Origin of the sequence: Rhodococcus sp. NJ-530 (assembly GCF_003860625.1) — a bacterium.
GTDB classification, from domain to species: Bacteria; Actinomycetota; Actinomycetes; order Mycobacteriales; family Mycobacteriaceae; genus Rhodococcus_F; species Rhodococcus_F qingshengii.
Genome location: NZ_CP034152.1, coordinates 3,069,227 through 3,090,621, shown reverse-complemented (window position 1 = coordinate 3,090,621; position 21,395 = coordinate 3,069,227). Strand labels below are relative to the sequence as shown.

Here is a 21,395-nt window from a genome sequence, read left to right as displayed (position 1 = left end):
AAGGACTGCGAGAGCTACGACCTACCTCGCGCCACACCGAACCACTTTCTCAGCAATTTCTTTGATCAGAACCCTGCACATTCACCGGTCCTCGGTATTGACTGTTTCTGTCGTCGCCACTCGGCGGAGGCTGATACGGGATACACCGATCACACGGAGGAACTTAGATGGCAGGCATCGACAGTAAGTTCGACAAGGCCTACGCAGGAAAGTCCGTCGAAGAATTGGCGGACGCCCCGGTCGCGGCACTCAACGGCGTGAGCGATTCGGACGCAGAACATTTGAAGGCAGCGTTCAACATCAAGACCGTCCGCGACCTCGGAACGAACAAGTTCTTCCTGTGGGCGCAGGCCACTGCCAAGCTCGCCGAGTAAACATCCCGACCCACGTGATCTCGGTGCTCACGAGTTAGCAGCTCACGAAGTTGCAGCTCACGAATTTGCGTCGATGACCACTTGCGAAATATCCGTGCCGAGCGGCACCACGCTGCACGAAGCGTGCCGCTCGGCATCGGGGTCGAGGACCGTCCGGATGACGTCAATCACGTATGGGTCGTACGGCATGCGGAAATGGCCGGTCAGGTTCGACGGGCACAGATCCTGGAGGACGATGTTTTCTGCACCGGCATCGCGGAGCGCGATGTTCGAGGACGGCTGGATCATCTCGTCGACAGTGGACCCGATGGTCGTGTAGCGCACTCCGGGAACGGTGTCGCCTCCGGCGTTGAGGGCGTTCAACATATCCGACCCTTGCATCTGCTCGCGGACAGCTCGCGAAAAGACGTCTTCGACAAAGTCTTCTCCGCCGGGGATCGCACGGACAATGGGAACCAACCCGAACATCACCCCACCGTAGGTCGGCGAAGCCAAACCGACCCAATGATCGACGTAGGCGTCGCCGCCCATCTTGTTGACGTAGTACCGCGTCACCGTCGCGCCTTGCGAATAGCCGATGACGTCGACCTTGTCCGCGCCGGTCGCGGTCAGCACCTGATCGACGAAAGAACCGAACGCGGTGGCGCTACCGACTATGTCGCCGACGCCGTAGGTCTCGTGTGCGACGTCCCCGTCTTCTTCTTTGATCGCACCGCCGTAATTGAGGGCGAAGACGCAGTAGCCGTCAGCTGCCAGTGCCGGCGACAGGGCCGCCCAATCCGCGTACGCCTCGGTGTCGGTTCCGTGGGCGAGTACAACCGGTCGGGGATGCGTGGCGGAAGGCTCACAGCCGAAATCGTTCGATCCGGCAGGTGCGGATCCTGGATGAGCATGCGCATATGCCGTAGCAACGGAACGGGTCGCCTGACCCGGACCGACGTCGAGGGGAACATCCATCGCGTCGGCACTCGCAGACGGGAGCGTCGGTGCTGCAGCCGATATCGCCGGCGGTGCTCCGATCAGCAGCGCCACTGCTACCGAAAATGTCAGTCCCACAGACCGTTTGACGCCAGACATTGTTCCTGCTCCTGCTCTGATCCTACGAGGGAGCTGACCGTAACACCAGAAACTTCGAGGCGCATACCCTACCGAACAGTAGGTATCCGACGTCTCAATTGCCGCCTTCATCGGAGTCATCACCGGCAAGCACTCGGTAGAGCGATTTGCGCGCCTCGACAAGCACGTCGGCTGCGGCCTTGACCTGCGCTGGTGTGCCTACAGCAGCCACTTGACCGGCCGCGCCCATCAGCTGGCCGATCAGTTCTCGAAGGTCCTGCTCCGGCTCCCCTACGCTGAGACGAACGTCATCCCACGGCGCCCCGAGATCGGCGCGATGTTCCTCGACGTACGCGACGCCTTCTTCTGTCAGCTTGGCGGTTTTGCGGCCGGCAACCTTTTCGATGGTCACCAGTCCTTCGTCCTCGAGCTGGGACAGCGCGGGATAAATCGAACCCGGACTCGGCTTCCAGACGCCGCCGCTGCGCTCGACGATCTGCTGAATCAATTCGTAGCCGTGCATCGGCTCTACCGCGATCAACAGCAGAATCGCAGCGCGCACATCTCCTCGACGACCTCGTCCGCCACGTCCTCGCCCGCGACCGAACTGAGCGCCCGGACCGAAGCCGGGGCCGGGTCCGCCGTCTGGACCGAAACGCCCCCGCCGGTGGCCTCTGCGTGGCATGTCACCGAAGCCCGGCCGCTCGTGCGGTCGACCGCGTCGTCCACCGTCTCGATCGCCGGGACCATCGCCCGACGCGCCGTCGTCCGTCGGGACCCACATCACAAATGGTGGCCGTTGCTCACGGCCGAAACCGCCGAAGAAACCGCGCCGGCCGAACATCCCCTCGTTCGGGAAACTTGCATCCATCGTCGAACCTCCATCACTATCGTTGATAGTTCGACGATATATCGTCATATCGGGTAGCGCAAGGATTCCTCCGACAACTCGAAACTCAGCCGATGCGGCGTGGGTCGATCTGAATGCGGACCGGACCCGAAGACTTCCGCGCACTGCGCGCGGCCCTCGCATGTGCCAGAGCGTCCGCAAGGCCGCGACCGTCCTTGCGTGGAACGCGGACCAGCATTCGCTCCGGCGCGACACCGCTCTCGTCCTCACCGGAATACGGAAGCCTCTCCCCCGCAGGCAGTTCCACTGGTCCGAGCAGTACAGCACTTGCCGGCAGATCAGCTGAATCCACCAACTCCGCAATTGCCGCGGATCCACCGTCGATCGCAGCCATGTGAACGGCCGGAGGAAAGCCGACCTCGTCTCGCTCCTCGAATTGAGACTGTGCGTGGCCCACTGGATCCCATCGGACCAACGCCTGCACCGTCGGGATACCCGAGTCTGCGACAACCACAACTTCACCGCCTTCGGACAGCGGAATCACCATGGCAGCAGCCGACATCCAGCGTCTGAGTGTTTCCTCGGCGGCGCGAAGATCGGGCCGGCCGAGCAGTGCCCAGCCGTCGAGCAAGAGCGCGGCGCCGTAGCCGCCGGTCATCACCGGCTCCGCACCCACTGTCGAGACCACCAACGCGGGCCCGTGTGGCAGTTCCTTGACCACATCACTGCCCCCGGACAGAACAACTTTCACACCGGGAAACGCCCGCCCGAGTTCTTCGGCGGTCCGGCCGGCACCGACCACCACCGCGCGCAACGCTTTCGCCCCGCACGCGTGACATCGGTAGGCGGCATCGGCAACCCCGCACCAGCGGCACGCCGGTGTCCCGGCGCCGTCGGGACCTGCCGCAGCGGGAAGAGCCAGTGGGCCGTTGCACCGACGGCACCGTGCCGGGGCACGGCACTTTCCGCAGGCCAGGGTCGGTACGTACCCCCGCCGAGGCACCTGCACCAGGACTCCGTTGCCCTCACCCAGAGCGCGCCGGGCGGCCGCGAATGCAATAGCGGGCAAACGAGCCGCTCTGGCTCCCGGATCGCGGGCCAAGGCTTGATCGCTGTCGGCAAGCGCGGTGATCTTGGGTGCGTGGGCACGAACGACGTCCCGCGTAGCGACCAGATCGTGCGCCCATCCCGAGTCGACGAGTACCTGCGCTTCTGCCGTACGGGAGAACCCACCGATCACGACGGCGCACCCGGCGACGTAGCCACGCAGGACGGCAACTTCGCGGGCATGTGGATACGGCGACCGCGGCTCGGACAAGTTGTCGTCGCCGTCGTCCCAGACGACGACAAGACCGGTCTCGGGCGTCGGCGCAAAAACAGCACTCCGTGTGCCGACGACGATCCGGGCGGTCCCGCGCAGTGCAGCGAGCCACCTCCGATATCGCATGGCCGGCCCCAGGCCCGCGGACAGACCTACCACCGCATCCGCTCCGGAGAGTTCGGTACAAGCGGCGACGACGCGGTCCAGGTCGCGTTGATCGGGCACAACCAGGATCGCGGATTTACCACTTGCCGCTACGGCCCCGGCCAGTTCGGCCAGGCGCAGTGGCCAGTTTTCACCAGGCAACGCCTGCCAGACCGCACGCGGGCTTTTCGACTCGCGAATGGCGGACAGGAAGGCGTCACCGAATCTGTAGAGATGCCAACCATTTTCGATCGCTTCAGGAGCGGACGGTGACTCGGCGGGCTCCCACGGTTCCGCCTCGACCTTCGCGTGGCGCGGCGGTACCGCCAAACGGAGAACATCGGCGCGGGTTCCGGCATAACGCTCCGCCACACGATCGACGACTTGCGCGATTTCGGCCGTCAAGACCCGCTCGGACGAGATGACGCGTTCGAGCCAGCCGAACTTCCCCTGATGGTCACTGGTCGCCTCGCGCGAGACGATGAAACCGTCCACCAGACGACCAGCGAAGCGGATGCGCACCCGGACTCCGGGCTGCGCATCCGCTTCGAGTTCACGAGGAACGAGGTAGTCGAATTCACGGTCGAGGTGAGCGAGCGGGAGCATCGGCAGCACCCGGGCGACCGGATCGACTTCTGCCGCTACTCTTTCCGCGCCCACCCGCGCCCCGTCTGTACGTCAGTGATCAGAGACCAGCTGCGCTACGCAGCTTGTCGGCGCGATCGGTGCTCTCCCACGGGAGGTCGATATCGGTGCGACCGAAGTGACCGTATGCCGCCGTCTGCGCGTAGATCGGGCGCAGCAGGTCGAGGTCGCGGATGATCGCTCCCGGACGCAGGTCGAAGATCTCGGTGATCGCCTTCTGGATCCGTGCCGGATCGGTCTTCTCGGTGCCGAAGGTTTCAACGAAGAGTCCGACCGGAGCTGCCTTGCCGATGGCGTAGGCGACCTGAACCTCGATGCGGTCGGCCAGACCTGCGGCAACAGCGTTCTTGGCCACCCAGCGCATGGCGTAGGCAGCGCTGCGGTCGACCTTTGACGGGTCCTTGCCGGAGAACGCGCCGCCACCGTGGCGAGCCATTCCGCCGTAGGTGTCGACGATGATCTTGCGGCCGGTCAAACCGGCGTCACCCATCGGGCCACCGAGGACGAACTTGCCCGTCGGGTTCACCAACAGACGAACATCGGAGGTGTCGAGATCGGTGAGGTTGACGTCGGTCAGCACCGAGTGAAGCACCTTCTCGCGAAGATCGGGCGTCAACAGGTTGTCGAGGTCGATGTCAGCGGCATGCTGGGTGGAGATGACCACGGTGTCGAGACGGACAGCCTTGTCACCGTCGTACTCGATGGTGACCTGGGTCTTGCCGTCCGGGCGCAGGTACGGCAGCACGCCGGACTTACGGACCTCGGTCAACCGGCGAGAGAGACGATGAGCCAGCGCGATGGGCAGCGGCATCAGTTCCGGCGTGTCGGTGGTGGCGTAGCCGAACATCAGGCCCTGGTCGCCCGCACCCTGACGGTCGATCTCGTCGTCGCTGATTCCGTCGACGCGAGCCTCGTGCGAGTGATCGACACCCTGCGCGATCTCGGGCGACTGGGCGCCGATCGCGACGTTGACGCCGCAGGAGTTACCGTCGAAGCCCTTTGCGGAGCTGTCGTAGCCGATTTCGAGGACCGTGTCGCGCACGATCTTCGGAATGTCCGCGTACGCAGTGGTCGTGACCTCACCGGCTACGTGAACCTGGCCGGTGGTGACCAGTGTCTCGACGGCCACGCGGGCGCGCGGGTCCTGGGTGAGCAGCGCGTCGAGGATCGAGTCGCTGATCGCGTCACAGATCTTGTCCGGGTGCCCCTCGGTGACGGACTCGCTGGTGAATAGCCGACTGCCGGACTTGCTCACAGATCTCCCTCTCGACGACTGAGTTCTTGACTACAGCTTATTGAAGTATCCGAATCACCGTTCGGTGACCGTTTTGTCATGCTTTGTTAGCTGGGGGCTGAGCCGACGATAACGGTTGGACCGCCTGCGCAACACCCTTGTACTCACCCGATTATCGTGGGGTAACTCTCACCACCGGGCGCGTGTCGCTACTCGGGAAAAAGCTTGACCAGGGCGTCGAGTACTCGACTGGCCATCAAAGCCTTGGATCCGTGTTCGAGAGCTGACTCCGAGCCGTCGGAACCGAGCAGCCAACCGTCGTTGTGATCGACCTCGAACGCCTTGCCCTCGCCGACCGCATTGACCACGAGGAGATCGCAACCTTTGCGGGCAAGCTTGGAGCGGGCATAGGTGAGTACGTCACCATGGGCGTCACCGGTCTCAGCGGCGAATCCGACGATCACCGTTCGAGCATCCAAGTCGCCGTCACGACGCGCTTCGACGAGACCGGCGAGGATGTCGGCATTTCTGGTGAGGCTGATCGAGTCGGGTTCGTTTGCGCCCTTCTTGATCTTGCTGCCTTCGACGGTGGTGGGGCGGAAGTCCGCGACAGCCGCAGCCATGACGACTCCGTCGTGTCCCGGTGCGTGCTTTTCCACTGCCAACCGGAGATCTTCGGCCGTCTTGATGTGCACGACGTCGACAGCGGCGGGGTCGGCGAGATCAGCCGTGTACCCGGCGATCAGTGTCACGTGCGCGCCGCGTTGCGCGGCAAGACGGGCGAGCGCGTAGCCCTGCTTGCCCGAGCTGCGATTACCGAGAAAGCGCACGGGATCGAGCGGCTCGCGAGTACCGCCGGCGGTGACCAGAATGCGGCGACCCTCCAGGTCGCGCGGCAACGCGTCCGAGCGCTCGAGGAGCAACGATGCCAACCCGACGATCTCGTCGGGTTCGGGAAGTCGACCGGCTCCGGTGTCTTTCCCTGTCAAACGCCCGGAGGCAGGTTCGATCACGTGGACGCCGCGCGAACGCAGTGTCGCCACGTTCGAGACCGTTGCGGGGTGCTCCCACATCTCGGTGTGCATTGCTGGGGCGAAGACGACCGGACAGCGCGCGGTCAACAAAGTGGCCGTCAACAGGTCGTCTGCGCGACCCATGACCGCTCGCGCCATCAGATCAGCGGTTGCCGGCGCGATGACGACCAGATCGGCTTCCTGTCCGAGACGGACATGCGGAACCTGCGGGACGTCGTTGAAGACGCCGGTGTGAACCGGGTTGCCGGAGAGTGCTTCGAACGTCGCGCGCCCGACGAACTCCAGAGCGGATTCAGTCGGAATCACGCGGACGTGATGACCGCTCTCGGTGAAGCTGCGGATGATCGAGCACGCCTTGTAGGCGGCGATACCCCCACCGACACCGACGACAATGCGCTTACGTATCGATGTGGGCGCGTCGGACACTCCCCCGACACCCGAACGAGGTTCGGGTGCGGCAGATGTGGTGCTCACTCGCCTTCGGTGTGCTCGAGGAGATCAGCGTGGATTTCACGCAACGCGATGGACAGCGGCTTTTCCTGCAGACCGGGCTCGACCAGAGGTCCGACGTATTCGAGGATGCCGTCACCGAGCTGGTTGTAGTAGTCGTTGATCTGGCGCGCGCGCTTGGCCGAGTAGATGACCAGGGCGTACTTGGAAGAGGTGCGTTCGAGCAACTCGTCGATCGGCGGGTTGGTGATGCCGAGCGGGGTGTCGTAGGCAGGCAGAGCGCCCTGACCTGCTGCGGACGCGGCTGAAGTGCTGCTCACTCTTGTGTCTCCTGAATTAGATCTTCATTGAAGAACTAGTTTTATCGATCCGGATATCTGAGAAACGGGGTGGAAATCGGTTCCCGAATGGTGCGGAATCAGTTCCCAACCAACAAGGATACCAACTCATCGCAAGCACGGCTTACATCCTCGTTCACGATGACCGTGTCGAACTCGTCCTGTGCGGCCAATTCCACTCGGGCCGTCTCGAGTCGGCGCGCCACGACGTCTTCCGTTTCGGTTCCACGTCCGGTCAGCCGTTGCACCAGAACGTCCCAGCTCGGTGGAGCCATGAACACCAACAGAGCCTCGGGCATCGCCTTGCGGACAGCTCGTGCTCCGGCGAGATCGACCTCGACGAGAACGGGCTTTCCAGCTTCGAGCGCTTCTTCGACCGGAGCTGCGGGGGTGCCGGAGCGCTGCAGGCCGCCGTGGATTTCCGCCCATTCGAGAAGTTCACCGGAGTCGATCATCCGTTGAAATTCTTCACGGGAGGTGAATCGGTAGTCCTTGCCGTCCACTTCACCTGGACGGGGATCGCGAGTGGTCGCCGAAACACTGAAAACGAGTTCAGGCAACCGAGTTCTCAGCTCGCGAACGACGCTGGACTTACCGACAGCCGAAGGGCCGGCCAGTACAACCAGCCGACCCCTCCGCACTGCGGTCTTGCTCTCTGACACTGTTGCGTCAGCAATCATCAGACACTGCCGCGTCAGCAATCATCACTTGTCGGCTCAGGCCTCGAAGTCGAACTTGGTGAGCAGAGCCTTGCGCTGCCGATCACCGAGGCCACGAAGGCGACGGGTCGGTGCAATCTCCAGCTCGGTCATGATCTCCTGAGCCTTGACCTTGCCCACCTTGGGCAGCGCCTCGAGCAGTGCCGAAACCTTCATCTTGCCCAAGATTTCGTTGTCTTCGGCGTCCTTGAGGACCTGCTTGAGGTCGGTGCCGCCACGCTTCAGGCGCTCCTTGAGCTCAGCCCTGGCCTTGCGGGCAGCAGCTGCCTTCTCCAAAGCAGCAGCGCGCTGCTCATCAGTCAACTGGGGAAGGGCCACGGTTCCTCCGTCTCGTCGTGTGCAAATTTTGTCTATTCCGCTGATAACCAGCAGCGATAGCGACCGTACTCACGCCTGGCGCGAATTGCTAACCCACCCCCCGCGGTCCGATGCAGATCGCGGTGGGTTATGCGCGTCGAATCGATGTCACGGATCGTCACCGTTTTCGGCTGGATCGAGACGAATTCGACGCCACACGAACGTGCGTACAGTACCGAAATAGACTGTAACACAATGTATTTCGACCCATAGCGTGCGACACCCCCGTGCGAGTGTGCGAAATCGTTACCTGCGGGAATGAACGTGGTCGCCGACACATCCAAAATTTTCGAGCATTTTCGGCGCCTATGCGCGTGTCGCGGCCCGTTTTCAGGTCTGCAGCGACGATTTCGGATCGCCGGCGTCGACCGTCTCGGGTTCGATGCGACTCACGCCGGGGGCGGCCAGAGCGAGCACTACCGCGAGGCTCGCCCAGAGCAATGAATTCTCCAGCACGAAGCCGACTACCGGGATATCCATGTCCGCGCCGACTCGAGGAAGCCGAAACAGCACTACGACAGCGGTGAGACCGATCGCGATCCAGGACCACACAGGGACCGATCGAGTGCCCTCCCCCACGCCCGACTTGATCGGAACGAGGAGTACACCCACCGCCGGCACCAACCACACGAAGTGGTGCGTCCAGGCAATGGGAGTCACGATTGCCGCCAGCAGAGCCACCACCGTGAAACCGGCGAGATCGCCCCGCAGGCGCTGAGCGCGCCGCGTCGCGACAATTCCGAGGACACCCAACACCGCACAGGCGACGAGCCAGGCCGGACCCACCAGGCCCTCGGGAAGTAGCCGCAAGGCCATTCCACGCACGGACTGGTTACCGAACACGGACGGGTCACCGACGGCGACGCGCCCCGAGAGTGAGGCGATGTCGCCGAAGTAGTCGATCGTCTGGCGTGGGAGAACCGCAAAGCCCAGAGCCGTGGCGCCGAGGAAGCCGGCGAGGCCGCCCGCAACTGCTTTCCAGCGCCCGGTGATCACGTAGTAACCGATGTAGACGAGTGGCACCAGTTTGACCGCGCCGGCGATCCCCACCAGCACGCCCTCGGGAATCCACCGTGGTCGAGCCAGCACGTCGATCAAGCACAGGAGAGTCAGAAACAACCCGACCTGGCCGTACCCGAGGTGATCGGAGATCGGCGATGCCGCCGTCCACAGGACCAGGAAACCCACGTAGACGACGACTGGCCGCTTACGTGTGAACGGGACTTCGCGATAGCTGAGCACGATGATCGCGGCCAGCATAAGGAGGCTGACGAAACTCCATCCCCACTGGACCGCACCCCAGGAACCCAGGGCGACTGGAACGGCGACGAGCGCAGCGAAGGGCGGATACGTGAACGGCAGTCTCGCGTTGAACGACTCGTCGTACAGGTTCGAGCCGTCGAGGACGGCCTGACCCGCCGTCCGGTACACGGCGAGATCGTCGCCGTGTACGCCGGTGACGGATTGGAACCCGGTGGCCAGCAGCGCGCACGCCGCGACGAGAAGTCCGATCTGCCACCAACGATTCACCGACGGACGGTACCACCGGGTTCCACCGCTCGAACGAGCCTCGAGGTCACTCACGGATCAGTTCGCCAATGCGGCTTCGATCTCGTCTCGGTCACGCATTGCTGCCTCCCGAAGTGCCGATACCGAAGGACCATGCTTGAGCACCCCACGGGAAGTGTTCGGTAGCAGGAGCTCGGTCGATCCCGCGAAGATGTCTGCGAGATCCGCTGCCGTCGCACCCTGCGCGCCGAGTCCCGGAGCGAGAATCGGGCCGTTGAACTGCGACAGGTCCAGACCGTGGTCCCGAGTTGCACCGACCACCAGTCCGACGGTGTCACGGCCGTCGCCGTTCGCATCGACCGCAGCGTCGACGATCGACTGAGCCACGCTCACACCGTCAGTCGACGACTGTTGAAGTACGCCGCCTTCCGGATTGGAGGTTCGTGCCAGGACGAAGATCCCGCGGGCGTTCTGCCTTGCCAGTTCGAGTGTCGGAGTCAGCGCCCCGAATCCCAGGTACGGCGAAACGGTGACCGAGTCGGAGGCCAACGGCGAATCACCCAGCCAGGCTTGCGCGTACGCGTCCATCGTCGAACCGATGTCACCGCGCTTGGCATCCGCGACGACCAGCGTTCCCGCATCGCGAAGAACCGAGATGGTCCGCTCCAACACGGCGAAGCCGGCGCTGCCGTAAGCCTCGAAGAACGCAACCTGCGGTTTGACCAGTCCGACCTCACCGGTGAACGCCTCGACGCAGATCTCGGCGAAAGTCTCGAGACCTTCGGCCGTACGCGGCAGTCCCCACGCGTCGAGAAGCGCGGGATGCGGGTCGATACCGACGCACAGCCGCCCCCGGTCCGCGATCGCGGACCGGAGACGCTGCCCCCAACTGTGACTCACGACTGCTGTGCCGGCTGACGAAGACCTGCGTGCAATTCCTGCAGGGAGTGAACTCCGATGTCGCCGCGAATGGCTGCTTCGATGCCCTGCACGGCAGCCGAGGCGCCCTGCACCGTCGTGATGCACGGGATGTTCGACGCAACCGCTGCGCTTCGGATCTCGTAGCCGTCGACACGCGGGCCGTTGTTGCCGTACGGCGTGTTGATGACCATGGCGACCTCTCCGCTGCGGATCTGGTCGACGATGGTCTCGGCACCGGCCGGAACATCTTCACCCGACTGCTTGTACACCTGCTTGCACTCGATACCGTTGCGCCGCAAAACATCTGCGGTTCCTTCGGTGGCAAGAATGGTGAATCCGAGGTCTGCCAGGCGCTTGACCGGGAAGATCAGCGAACGCTTGTCCTTGTTGGCGACCGAGACGAACACCGCGCCCGTGGTGGGCAACGAACCGTAGGCGGCAGTCTGCGACTTGGCAAAAGCCGTACCGAAGTCGAAGTCGATTCCCATGACTTCACCGGTGGACTTCATTTCCGGGCTGAGCAAGGTATCCACGCCGGTACCGTCGGCGCGGCGGAAGCGGTTGAACGGCAACACAGCTTCCTTGACCGCGATCGGTGCACCGGCCGGGGTGTTTCCGCCGTCGCCCTTCGCCGGCAGAATGCCGCTCGCACGCAGTTCCGCGATGGATTCGCCGAGCATGACGCGGGCGCATGCCTTGGCCAGCTGGACGGCCGTCGCCTTGGACACGAACGGAACCGTGCGGCTGGCGCGGGGATTTGCTTCCAGCACGTAGAGGATGTCGTCCTTGAGGGCGTACTGGACGTTGAGCAGGCCCTTGACGCCGATGCCCTTCGCGAGAGCCTCGGTGGAGCGGCGGACGTTCTCGAGATCCGCCCGGCCCAGAGTGATGGGCGGGAGCGCACACGCCGAGTCACCGGAGTGAATGCCGGCTTCCTCGATGTGCTCCATGACGCCGCCGAGGTACACCTCGGTGCCGTCGCACAGAGCGTCGACGTCGATCTCGACCGCGTCTTCGAGGAAGCGGTCGACCAGGACCGGACGATCGTCGGAGATCTCCGTGGCGCGCGAGATGTAGTCGGCGAGGGAAGCCTCGTCGTAGACGATCTCCATGCCGCGTCCACCGAGCACGTACGACGGACGCACCAGCACCGGGTAGCCGATACCTGCCGCGATCTCGCGGGCGCCGTCGAACGTGGTGGCGGTACCGAACTTCGGTGCGGGCAGACCGGCTTCGGTCAGTACGCGGCCGAATTCGCCGCGGTCCTCCGCCAGGTCGATGGCTGCGGGGCTGGTTCCCACGATGGGGACGCCGGCAGCTTCGAGACGCTTCGCCAGTCCGAGCGGGGTCTGGCCGCCGAGCTGGACGATGACGCCGGCAACGGTGCCCGACTGCGCCTCCGCGCGGTAGACCTCGAAGACGTCCTCGAACGTCAGCGGCTCGAAGTACAGGCGATCAGCGGTGTCGTAGTCCGTGGAGACGGTCTCGGGGTTGCAGTTGACCATGACGGTCTCGTACCCGGCCTCGGACAGCGTCTGCGCCGCGTGGACACACGAGTAGTCGAACTCGATACCCTGACCGATGCGGTTGGGGCCGGATCCGAGGATCAGAACCTTGGGTCGCTCGGTCTGCGGAGCAACTTCGGACTCGGCCTCGGGATCGAGCTCGTAGGTCGAGTAGTGGTACGGCGTCTTGGCCTCGAACTCTGCGGCGCAGGTGTCGACGGTCTTGTAGACGGGGCGCACGCCCAGCTGATCACGCAGAGCGCGAACGGCGTCCTCACCTGCGTGAGTGTCACCACCGAGTTCGGGGCGCAGAGCCGCGATCTGGCGGTCCGAGATGCCGTGGTACTTGGCCTGACGCAGGGAATCCTCGTCGAAAGACTCTGCAGCGCGCAGCTTTTCACCGACTTCGTGAATCTGCTGGAACTGGTCGAGGAACCACGGATCGATCTTGGTGGCGTCGAAGAGCTGCTCGACAGTTGCGCCGAGCGCGAATGCCTTCTCGATGCCGTACATGCGGCCGTCCTGCGGAACGCTCAGATCGGCGAGCAGTGCATCCAGGCTCTCCGTCTCGATGTCGGCGCCGGTCCAGTAACCCGCACGCTTGGTCTCGAGCGAACGCATGACCTTGCCGAAAGCCTCGGTGAAGTTGCGGCCGATGCTCATGGCCTCGCCCACCGACTTCATCGTGGTGGTCAGAGTTCCGTCGGCACCGGGGAACTTCTCGAAAGCGAACCGCGGAGCCTTGACGACGACGTAGTCGAGCGTCGGCTCGAAGCAAGCCGGGGTTTCCTTGGTGATGTCGTTGACGATCTCGTCGAGCGTGTAGCCGATGGCAAGCTTGGCCGCCATCTTCGCGATCGGGTAACCGGTCGCCTTCGACGCCAGAGCCGACGAGCGGGAGACACGCGGGTTCATCTCGATGACGACCAGGCGGCCGTCCTTCGGGTCCATCGCGAACTGGATGTTGCAGCCGCCGGTGTCGACGCCCACCTCACGCAGAATGTCGATGGAAAGGTCGCGCATCGCCTGGTACTCGCGGTCGGTCAGCGTCATCGCCGGGGCGACGGTGACCGAGTCTCCGGTGTGGACACCGACCGGGTCGACGTTCTCGATGGAGCAGACGATCACGACGTTGTCGCGACTGTCACGCATGAGCTCGAGTTCGTATTCCTTCCAGCCGAGGATGGATTCCTCGATCAGGACGTTCGCCGTCGGCGACGCGGCCAGACCGCCACCGGCGATGCGGTTGAGATCGTCGACGTCGTACGCCATGCCGGAACCGAGGCCGCCCATGGTGAAGGACGGACGCACGACAACCGGGTAACCGAGTTCGGCGACCGTGGCGTGTACTTCGTCCATCGTGTAGCAAACTGCGGACTTCGCGGATTCGCCACCGACCTTGGCGACGATGTCCTTGAACTTCTGGCGATCCTCGCCGCGCTGGATGGCGTCGAAGTCGGCGCCGATCAGTTCGACGTCGTACTTCTCGAGGATGCCCTGCTCGTGCAGCGCCACTGCGGCGTTGAGCGCAGTCTGACCGCCGAGCGTCGCGAGGACGGCGTCGATCTTGTTGCCCTGCAAGGCTTCCTTGGCGATGACCTTCTCGAGGAACTCGGCCGTGATCGGCTCGACGTACGTGGCGTCGGCGAACTCGGGGTCCGTCATGATGGTGGCCGGGTTGGAGTTGACCAGGCTGACGCGCAGGCCCTCCTCCTGGAGGACGCGGCAGGCCTGGGTGCCCGAGTAGTCGAACTCGCAGGCCTGACCGATGACGATCGGACCGGAGCCGATTACCAGGATGTGCTTGAGATCTGTACGGCGTGGCATTAGTTCTTGACTCCGGTTTCTTTCCGTGCGGAGAGCAGGCTGGTGAAGCGGTCGAAGAGGTACGCGGCGTCGTGCGGGCCGGCTGCCGCCTCGGGGTGGTACTGCACCGAGAAGGCCGAATCGTCCAGCAGGCGAACACCTTCGACGGCTCCGTCGTTGGCGCAGGTGTGGCTGACCACCGCGCGGCCGAACGGGGTGTCGAATTCCTGACCGGCTTCGCCTTCGAGCGCGAAGCCGTGGTTCTGAGCGGTGATCGCGATGCGACCGGTCTGATGCTCGATCACCGGGATGTTGATTCCGCGGTGGCCGAACTTCATCTTGTAGGTGCTCAGGCCCAGGGCGCGGCCCAGGATCTGGTTACCGAAGCAGATACCGAACAGCGGCAAGCCCTGTCCGATGACCTCTTTCGTGAGGTGGACTGCGCCGTCGGCGGTGGCCGGGTCACCGGGACCGTTGGAGAGGAACACTCCGTCGGCCTTCAGGTCGAGGATCTGTTCGAGACTCGCATTGGACGGCAACACGTGGACGCGGATACCGCGCTCGGCGAACATGCGCGGGGTGTTGGTCTTGATACCGAGGTCGATGGCGGCAACCGTGTACAGCGCCTCCCCGCCCTTCGGCTCGACGACGTAGCCGCTGGTGGTGCTGACCTCACCGGCAAGATCGGCGCCGAGCATGGTCGGCTGATCCTGAACCCGTCGGACCAGTTCGTCATCGGCGGCGATGGCTTCACCGGAAAAAATTCCGGCCTTCATCGAACCGCGAGTACGCAGGTGGCGAACCAGGGCACGAGTGTCGATCCCGGCGATTCCGACGATGCCCTGCTCTTCGAGCTTGGCCTGCAGCGAACCAGTTGCACGCCAGCTCGAGGTGACGCGCGAGGGGTCACGAACGACGTACCCGGCAACCCAGATCTTGGCGCCGGCACGCTCGCCGGTCGGTCCGACCGACTCGTCGTCTTCGTCGTTCCAGCCGGTGTTGCCGATCTGCGGTGCGGTGGAGACGACGATCTGGCGGTGGTAGCTGGGATCGGTGAGCGTTTCCTGGTAGCCGGTCATTCCGGTGCTGAACACCGCTTCGCCCAGGGTCTGTCCAACCGCACCGAAGGTGGTTCCGCGGAACACCCGTCCGTCTTCGAGGACCAGTACTGCGGGGCTGTTGTCAAAGCCGCTCATGCGTTCTTTCCGTTCTGCTCGATGTCGCCAGAGCTTGCGTCTTCGTTGTCATTCGTCTTGTTCGAAGCGGTCTTGTTCGAAGCAGTCACCGGCTTGACCCAGTCCGGATAAACCGTCTTGTCGTCACCGCGCACGCCCGTGTCGATCTCGGTTCCGCTCGGCAATTCCCAGCGAATCACCAGGACGCCGTCCTTGCTCATGACCTTGCCGGCAAGACCGTTCTCCGTGCGGATCGCGCGGATCGACTTCTCCGGAATCCAGATGGCCGACGCGCCGTCACGTTCGACCAGAATTCCGCCGCTGTAGCGGCTGATCTCGCAGGTGGCGCGGAAACCGAGGTCGCCGACGGCGATACGGTCCTGCCAACTGGGTGCGATGGTGCTGCCGACGTACAGGCCGGTGGTCGGCAGGACGAGCAGTTCACCCAGGGTTGCCGGGACCGTCGGCAGTTCGCCGATCTTGTCTTTCTGGCGTCGAGCGCGTCCACGCCAGCCGACGTACATCAGGCCGATCATCGCGACCCAGAAGATCGCCAGACCGATGATCCACAGTGCTCTGTCCATGACGCGCTACTCCTCGCTACTCCGCAGCCGCACATTCCCGTCGTGTGCGGTGATGCGGCCACGTAACAGTGTGGTCGTGACCCGAGCGGGCAATGTCATCGACTCGTACGGAGTGTTATGCGCGACACTCGCCAGGTCGGGACCGTGGACCGTCCACTCGGCCGATGGATCGACCAATGTCAGGTTCGCGGGCTCCCCCACCTCGATGGGACGGCCCTGATCGTCGAGGCCGACGATTGCCGCGGGGCGCTCGCTCATGACCCGGGCAACACCGCGCCAGTCCAACAAGCCGGGCTGGACCATCGTCTGCACGATGATCGAGAGTGCGGTCTCGAGGCCGAGCATTCCAGGGCGAGCGGCTGCGAACTCGCAGCACTTGTCCTGCTCGGCGTGCGGAGCATGGTCGGTCGCGACGCAGTCGATGATTCCCTCGGCCAGACCCTTGCGCAGCGCGGCAACATCACTGGCCTCACGCAAGGGCGGGTTGACCTTGTTGATCGCGTCGTACGTCTCGAGCCGTGAATCGTCGAGGAGCAGGTGATGCGGGGTGACCTCGGCGGTGATCGAAATCCCTTGGCTGCGAGCCCACTTCACGAGTTCGACGGTTCCGGCGGTGGAGGCGTGGCAGATGTGAACGCGGGCGCCGGCGTCACGCGCGAGCAGTGCGTCGCGGGCCACGATCGATTCTTCGGCTGCTCGCGGCCATCCGGCCAGGCCGAGACGCGCGGCCGTGGGGCCCTCGTGGGCGACCGCACCGACGGTCAAACGCGGCTCTTCCGCGTGCTGGGCGATCAGGACGCCCAGTGAGCTGGAGTATTCGAGCGCGCGACGCATGATCAGTGGGTCGTAGACGCAGTGGCCGTCGTCGGAGAACATCTTGACCTTGCCGACGCCTGCGGCCATGGTCGCCATCTCGGCGAGTTGCTTGCCTTCCAGGCCCGCTGTGACTGCGCCGACGGGGTGGACGTCGACGAGGCCGACTTCCTGCCCGCGTCGCCAGACGTGATCGGTGATGACCACCGAATCGGCGACGGGACTCGTGTTGGCCATCGCGAAGACCGCGGTGTATCCACCCAGAGCCGCTGCCGAGCTTCCGGTTTCGATGGTCTCGGTGTCTTCGCGGCCGGGCTCACGCAGATGTGTGTGCAGGTCCACGAAGCCGGGAAGCAGGATCTGCCCGCCGGCATCGATCACCTCGGATGCCGTGGCCGGATCGAGGTCCACGCCGATCTCGAGGATCGTGCCGTCGCCGACGAGTACGTCGGTGGGCTCACCTTCTCCGTAGATCAGGACTCCGCGGAGCAGGACACTCACGGGTGATTCTCCGTTCTCGTTTCTGGTCACAGCGCACCGTCCTCCGACCCGACCAGCAGTCGGAACAAGACAGCCATGCGCATGTGTACGCCGTTGGTAACCTGTTGCAGTACAGCAGTTTTGGAGGAATCGGCAACGGCGGATGCAATCTCCATGCCGCGCAGCATCGGGCCGGGGTGCAGGACCACCGCGTGATCGGCCAGCATCGCCAGCCGCTTCTCGGACAGGCCGTAGTTGATCGAGTACTCGCGCTGCGACGGGAAGAAGCCACCGTTCATGCGTTCGGCCTGAACCCGCAGCATCAGCACCGCGTCGAGTCCGGGCAGTTCCGCGTCGAGCGAATGCGAGACCGTGACCGGCCACGTGTGCGCACCGACCGGCAGCAGTGTCGGCGGCGCAACAAGAACAACCTCGGCACCGAGCATCGAGAGCAGCAGTGCGTTGGAGCGGGCGACACGGCTGTGCAGGATGTCGCCGACGATGGCGATCCGCTTGCCCTCGATGTCGCCGAGACGCTGGCGAAGGGTCAAAGCGTCGAGAAGCGCCTGAGTGGGGTGCTCGTGCGTGCCGTCACCTGCGTTGATGACTGCCGGGCCACCGTCGTCGGCCGCTCCGGTCCACTTTGCGATCTGGTGGGCGGCGCCCGAAGCCGGGTGGCGCACGATGAGTGCGTCGGCACCGGCCGCGCGCAGGGTCATCGCGGTATCGCGCAGGGATTCACCTTTGGACACCGAGGAACTGGATGCGCTGACATTGATGACGTCGGCACTCATCCATTTGCCTGCCACCTCGAAAGACACCCGGGTGCGCGTCGAGTTCTCGAAGAACACCGTCATGACCGTGCGTCCGCGCAGCGTCGGGAGCTTGCGTACCTCTCGTCCCAGAAGTGCCTGCTCGAACCGTTCTGCCTCGTCGAGAAGTTCTACCGCGGACTCACGATCGAGGTCCGCGATGGAAAGTAGGTGCTTCACGCGCTCTTACCCCGGAGATGACTACCGCTTCCCTGCCGTCGTGCTCCTGGAGGAGAACCTTGACGTCCTCGGACCTCGCGGTCGGGACGTTCTTGCCGACGTAGTCGGCGCGCAGCGGGAGTTCGCGGTGACCACGATCCACGAGCACTGCGAGTTGGACCGCGCGGGGGCGGCCCAGATCGCGCAACGCGTCGAGTGCCGAGCGCACGGTGCGACCGGAGAAGAGGACGTCGTCCACGAGAACGACCAGCGCATTGTCGACGCCACCCTCGGGACGGACGTGCGCTCGAGCGGGCGGTGCGGCTTGTTCCGGAGATCGTCGCGGTAGAGGGTGATGTCGAGAGATCCGATGGGAAGACGCACACCGGAGAATTCTTCGATCTTGGCGCGCAGTCGCGTGGCGAGGGTGGTTCCACGCGTCGGGATCCCGATCAGGACCACACGAGGGGCAGTTCCCTCGGGTCCGTCGAGTGCGGTCTTCTCGATGATCTCGTGAGCGATCCGCGCGATGGTCCGGCCCACATCCTGGGCGGACAACAATTCGCGGGTTTCGCTACCTGCCTCGGCACCGACCGGCGCCTTCGAGTTACCTGGACCTGCAAGATCGGATGGGCGAGACCCTTCGGGCACGCTCATGCAGCGACCTCCTTCTCCGCCTCACTGGACGGATCGTTAAAGGATGTCTGACGGTCCCCACCCTATCAGCCGACAGACCTGATCCCGCCGTGCGAGCAGCGACTCCGACCGGTTGTGTGCAGACACACAACGCGCACGGTGACACTCGCACGGCGGTGGTGGAACAAAACTTGCTACTCGGTACCCGAATCCGATTCCTGCGCGCGCTGGGAGGTCGCGGCCGCAGCCGATCGAACCTGCGGCGCAACGAGAACGACCTGGCCGAGGATTCCGTTGACGAATCCCGGAGAGTCGTCCGTCGAGAGCTGCTTCGCGAGTTCGACGGCCTCGTCCACGGCGACAACCGGCGGAACGTCCGTCGCGTGGAAGAGCTCCCACACGGCGATACGCAGAATCGCACGGTCGACGGCGGGCAGACGCTCGAGCGTCCAGTCCTGCAGATGCGAGGAGATGACCTGATCGATCCGGTCCAGATTCTCCGCAACGCCGGACACCAACGTGACGGTGTAGGCCGCGACGGGTGCTACCGCGTCGTCCTTGACGGACAGATCGGAACGCTCCGACGCCAGTGCGACCGGATCGAGGTCACGTGCCTCGGCTTCGAAGAGGAAGTCGACGGCACGCTTGCGCGCCTTGTGGCGTGCACCGAGTTTCTTATGTGTGCCGGACACTCAGGAATTCACACGCCCGAGGTAGTTGCCGTCACGAGAATCGACCTTGAGCTTGTCACCGGTGTTGATGAAGAGCGGGACGTTGATCTCGGCACCGGTCTCGAGGGTCGCAGGCTTGGTGCCGCCGGTGGAGCGGTCGCCCTGCAGGCCCGGATCGGTGTGCTTGACGACGAGCTCGACGGTGACCGGAAGCTCGACGAAGAGGGGAACGTCTTCGTGGGTCGCGACCTGGACTGCCATGTTCTCGAGCAGGAAACGCGACTGGTCGCCGACGGTGGATTCGCTGATCGACACCTGGTCGTAGGTGTCGCCGTCCATGAAGATGTAGTCGCTGCCGTCGTGGTACAGGTACGTCATGTCACGACGGTCGACCGTGGCGGTCTCGACCTTCACACCGGCGTTGAACGTCTTGTCCACTACCTTGCCCGAGAGCACGTTCTTGAGCTTGGTGCGCACGAAGGCAGGGCCCTTGCCGGGCTTGACGTGCTGGAACTCGATGATCGTCCACAGCTGGCCTTCGATCTGCAGAACCAGACCATTCTTGAAATCACTGGTGGAAGCCACTTGCTTCGCGTCTCCTAGGGGTCGGGAAACCGTCTCAGACGACGGTAAGGTCTTTTGCGGTCAGTGTGAGCAGCTCTGGCCCCTGCTCACGAACAACGAGCGTGTCCTCGATCCGTACACCTCCGCGCCCGGAGAAGTACACGCCCGGCTCGACGGTCACCGCCGCGCCGGAAAGAAGTGTACCGGTGCCGAGCTTGCCGATCCCCGGTGCTTCGTGGATTTCGAGCCCCACACCGTGGCCGAGGCCGTGCAGGAACAACTCGCCGTAGCCTGCATCGTCGATCACCGCACGGGCGACGGCGTCGACTGCCGCACATTCGACACCCGGCGCGAGCGCGTCGCAACCGGCAGCTTGCGAACGCGCGACGAGCTCGTAAATCTCCCGTTGCCAATCGGAAACGGACTCGAGCACGTAGGTCCGTGTCATGTCCGAGTGGTACCCACCGACCTGGGCGCCGAAGTCGAGTTTGACGAAGTCACCCGACGCCAGGATCGCGTCGGTCGGTCGGTGATGCGGAATCGCCGAGTTGGCGCCGGCCGCCACGATCGTCTCGAAGGAAATACCGTCCGCCCCGTTGTCGAGCATCAGATTTTCCAGCTCGCGGCCGACCTCTCGTTCCGTTCGGCCAGGTCGCAGGCCACCGCGAGCGATCAACTGCGCCAACGCGACATCGGCTGCGGTGCACGCGGCTCGCAACAACTCCACCTCGTACTCGTCCTTGACCATGCGCAATTGTTCGACGAGTCCGCTCACCGGTTCGAACCGGATCTTCGGCGCTGCTTCGGTCCAAGCCCGATGTTCGGCGAACGTCGCCACATGTGACTCGAACGCGAGAACGGGCGCCGTGGACTTCTCGATCAAGTGCGCAGCACTCGAACGGGCGATTTCGGCCCGAAGGTCCGGCACCTGCTCTGACACCTGCGTCACGTAGCGGCCGTCGGTGCAGATCACCGTCTCACGCTCGTCGGACGCTGAATCCGATGCACTGACGACGAGCGCCGCATTGGAACCGGTGAAACCGGTGAGGTATCTGATGTTGAGGAGATCTGTGACGAGAATCGCGTCGAGTTCGCGCTCCGAGAGGAGGCGTCTGAGGGATTCACGGCGTGTTCTGAAGTCGACCGGCATCCCTCGAACCTACCGCCCGCGCAGACCTGCCGATCAACTCGAAACTCGCGGTTACAGCAATAACTGTGGGTTAGGCCACAAGGTGTAA

Annotated in this window: 19 protein-coding genes and 1 pseudogene; 1 reads left to right on the top strand and 19 read right to left on the bottom strand. The window is 64.1% G+C overall.

The window, feature by feature from the left end; all coding sequences use genetic code 11:
- Window positions 1–167 precede the first annotated feature (167 nt).
- Entirely contained in the window at window positions 168–374 is a 207-nt protein-coding gene (locus tag EHW12_RS14635; protein WP_003944900.1) for a hypothetical protein, read from the top strand.
- A gap of 57 nt (window positions 375–431) precedes the next feature.
- Here the strand turns inward: EHW12_RS14635 and EHW12_RS14630 are convergent, their stop codons facing one another.
- The 19 genes and pseudogenes from EHW12_RS14630 to EHW12_RS14535 form a co-directional block, all read right to left on the bottom strand.
- Window positions 432–1,451, bottom strand: coding sequence for an alpha/beta fold hydrolase (locus EHW12_RS14630; protein ID WP_125051049.1), 1,020 nt, complete (start codon window positions 1,449–1,451; stop codon window positions 432–434).
- A gap of 94 nt (window positions 1,452–1,545) precedes the next feature.
- A complete protein-coding gene (locus EHW12_RS14625) occupies window positions 1,546–2,301 on the bottom strand; it encodes a PadR family transcriptional regulator (protein WP_306671688.1) in 756 nt (251 codons plus the stop codon).
- Window positions 2,302–2,386: 85 nt separating this feature from the next.
- Window positions 2,387–4,405 (bottom strand): primosomal protein N', encoded by a 2,019-nt coding sequence (locus EHW12_RS14615; RefSeq protein ID WP_082900998.1) that lies wholly within the window; start codon window positions 4,403–4,405, stop codon window positions 2,387–2,389.
- A 25-nt stretch (window positions 4,406–4,430) separates the two neighbouring features.
- A complete protein-coding gene (gene metK, locus EHW12_RS14610) occupies window positions 4,431–5,645 on the bottom strand; it encodes a methionine adenosyltransferase (protein ID WP_003944827.1) in 1,215 nt (404 codons plus the stop codon).
- Between the two features lie 188 nt (window positions 5,646–5,833).
- Window positions 5,834–7,084, bottom strand: a complete 1,251-nt coding sequence (gene coaBC / locus EHW12_RS14605) for a bifunctional phosphopantothenoylcysteine decarboxylase/phosphopantothenate--cysteine ligase CoaBC (RefSeq protein ID WP_085989960.1) — start codon at window positions 7,082–7,084, stop codon at window positions 5,834–5,836.
- Between the two features lie 44 nt (window positions 7,085–7,128).
- Window positions 7,129–7,428: a DNA-directed RNA polymerase subunit omega gene (rpoZ, locus tag EHW12_RS14600; protein ID WP_003944996.1), complete on the bottom strand. Its 300-nt coding sequence runs from the start codon at window positions 7,426–7,428 to the stop codon at window positions 7,129–7,131.
- Between the two features lie 98 nt (window positions 7,429–7,526).
- Complete coding sequence (gene gmk / locus EHW12_RS14595; RefSeq protein ID WP_003944801.1) at window positions 7,527–8,126, bottom strand: guanylate kinase; 600 nt, start codon at window positions 8,124–8,126, stop codon at window positions 7,527–7,529.
- Window positions 8,127–8,162: 36 nt separating this feature from the next.
- Window positions 8,163–8,483 (bottom strand): integration host factor, actinobacterial type, encoded by a 321-nt coding sequence (gene mihF / locus EHW12_RS14590; protein WP_003944825.1) that lies wholly within the window; start codon window positions 8,481–8,483, stop codon window positions 8,163–8,165.
- 369 nt (window positions 8,484–8,852) lie between these two features.
- On the bottom strand, window positions 8,853–10,052 hold the full coding sequence (locus EHW12_RS14585) for a glycosyltransferase 87 family protein (protein ID WP_225320370.1): 1,200 nt from the start codon (window positions 10,050–10,052) through the stop codon (window positions 8,853–8,855).
- Window positions 10,053–10,109: 57 nt separating this feature from the next.
- Window positions 10,110–10,931, bottom strand: a complete 822-nt coding sequence (pyrF, locus tag EHW12_RS14580) for an orotidine-5'-phosphate decarboxylase (protein WP_007728008.1) — start codon at window positions 10,929–10,931, stop codon at window positions 10,110–10,112.
- The gene (gene carB / locus EHW12_RS14575) at window positions 10,928–14,284 is read right to left on the bottom strand and encodes a carbamoyl-phosphate synthase large subunit (RefSeq protein ID WP_125051047.1); all 3,357 of its coding nucleotides are present in this window, start codon (window positions 14,282–14,284) and stop codon (window positions 10,928–10,930) included. The genes pyrF and carB overlap by 4 nt, the downstream gene beginning before the upstream one ends.
- Entirely contained in the window at window positions 14,284–15,459 is a 1,176-nt protein-coding gene (gene carA, locus EHW12_RS14570; RefSeq protein ID WP_007728009.1) for a glutamine-hydrolyzing carbamoyl-phosphate synthase small subunit, read from the bottom strand. Before carA ends, carB begins: the two co-directional genes overlap by 1 nt.
- The gene (locus EHW12_RS14565; protein WP_003944773.1) at window positions 15,456–16,022 is read right to left on the bottom strand and encodes a transporter; all 567 of its coding nucleotides are present in this window, start codon (window positions 16,020–16,022) and stop codon (window positions 15,456–15,458) included. Before EHW12_RS14565 ends, carA begins: the two co-directional genes overlap by 4 nt.
- 6 nt (window positions 16,023–16,028) lie before the next feature.
- Window positions 16,029–17,366, bottom strand: a complete 1,338-nt coding sequence (locus EHW12_RS14560; RefSeq protein WP_007728012.1) for a dihydroorotase — start codon at window positions 17,364–17,366, stop codon at window positions 16,029–16,031.
- Complete coding sequence (locus EHW12_RS14555) at window positions 17,363–18,307, bottom strand: aspartate carbamoyltransferase catalytic subunit (RefSeq protein ID WP_003944883.1); 945 nt, start codon at window positions 18,305–18,307, stop codon at window positions 17,363–17,365. The genes EHW12_RS14560 and EHW12_RS14555 overlap by 4 nt, the downstream gene beginning before the upstream one ends.
- Window positions 18,270–18,847, bottom strand: a pseudogene (pyrR, locus tag EHW12_RS14550) (bifunctional pyr operon transcriptional regulator/uracil phosphoribosyltransferase PyrR). The gene EHW12_RS14555 and the pseudogene pyrR overlap by 38 nt, the downstream one beginning before the upstream one ends.
- A gap of 269 nt (window positions 18,848–19,116) precedes the next feature.
- Complete coding sequence (gene nusB / locus EHW12_RS14545; protein WP_007728014.1) at window positions 19,117–19,614, bottom strand: transcription antitermination factor NusB; 498 nt, start codon at window positions 19,612–19,614, stop codon at window positions 19,117–19,119.
- Entirely contained in the window at window positions 19,615–20,178 is a 564-nt protein-coding gene (gene efp / locus EHW12_RS14540) for an elongation factor P (RefSeq protein ID WP_003944958.1), read from the bottom strand.
- A gap of 34 nt (window positions 20,179–20,212) precedes the next feature.
- Window positions 20,213–21,307 carry a Xaa-Pro peptidase family protein gene (locus EHW12_RS14535; RefSeq protein WP_003944812.1) on the bottom strand — a complete coding sequence of 365 codons (1,095 nt, stop codon included), beginning with the start codon at window positions 21,305–21,307 and terminating at the stop codon, window positions 20,213–20,215.
- Window positions 21,308–21,395 lie beyond the last annotated feature (88 nt).

What these genes read in the sequence shown, in the direction of transcription:
- EHW12_RS14635 (WP_003944900.1), top strand. Translation starts at nt 168, where the DNA reads ATGGCAGGCATCGACAGTAAGTTCGACAAGGCCTACGCAGGAAAGTCC.
- EHW12_RS14565 (WP_003944773.1), bottom strand. Translation starts at nt 16,022, where the DNA reads ATGGACAGAGCACTGTGGATCATCGGTCTGGCGATCTTCTGGGTCGCG.
- EHW12_RS14625 (WP_306671688.1), bottom strand. Translation starts at nt 2,301, where the DNA reads ATGGATGCAAGTTTCCCGAACGAGGGGATGTTCGGCCGGCGCGGTTTC.
- carB (WP_125051047.1), bottom strand. Translation starts at nt 14,284, where the DNA reads ATGCCACGCCGTACAGATCTCAAGCACATCCTGGTAATCGGCTCCGGT.
- gmk (WP_003944801.1), bottom strand. Translation starts at nt 8,126, where the DNA reads ATGATTGCTGACGCAACAGTGTCAGAGAGCAAGACCGCAGTGCGGAGG.
- EHW12_RS14535 (WP_003944812.1), bottom strand. Translation starts at nt 21,307, where the DNA reads ATGCCGGTCGACTTCAGAACACGCCGTGAATCCCTCAGACGCCTCCTC.
- EHW12_RS14630 (WP_125051049.1), bottom strand. Translation starts at nt 1,451, where the DNA reads ATGTCTGGCGTCAAACGGTCTGTGGGACTGACATTTTCGGTAGCAGTG.
- carA (WP_007728009.1), bottom strand. Translation starts at nt 15,459, where the DNA reads ATGAGCGGCTTTGACAACAGCCCCGCAGTACTGGTCCTCGAAGACGGA.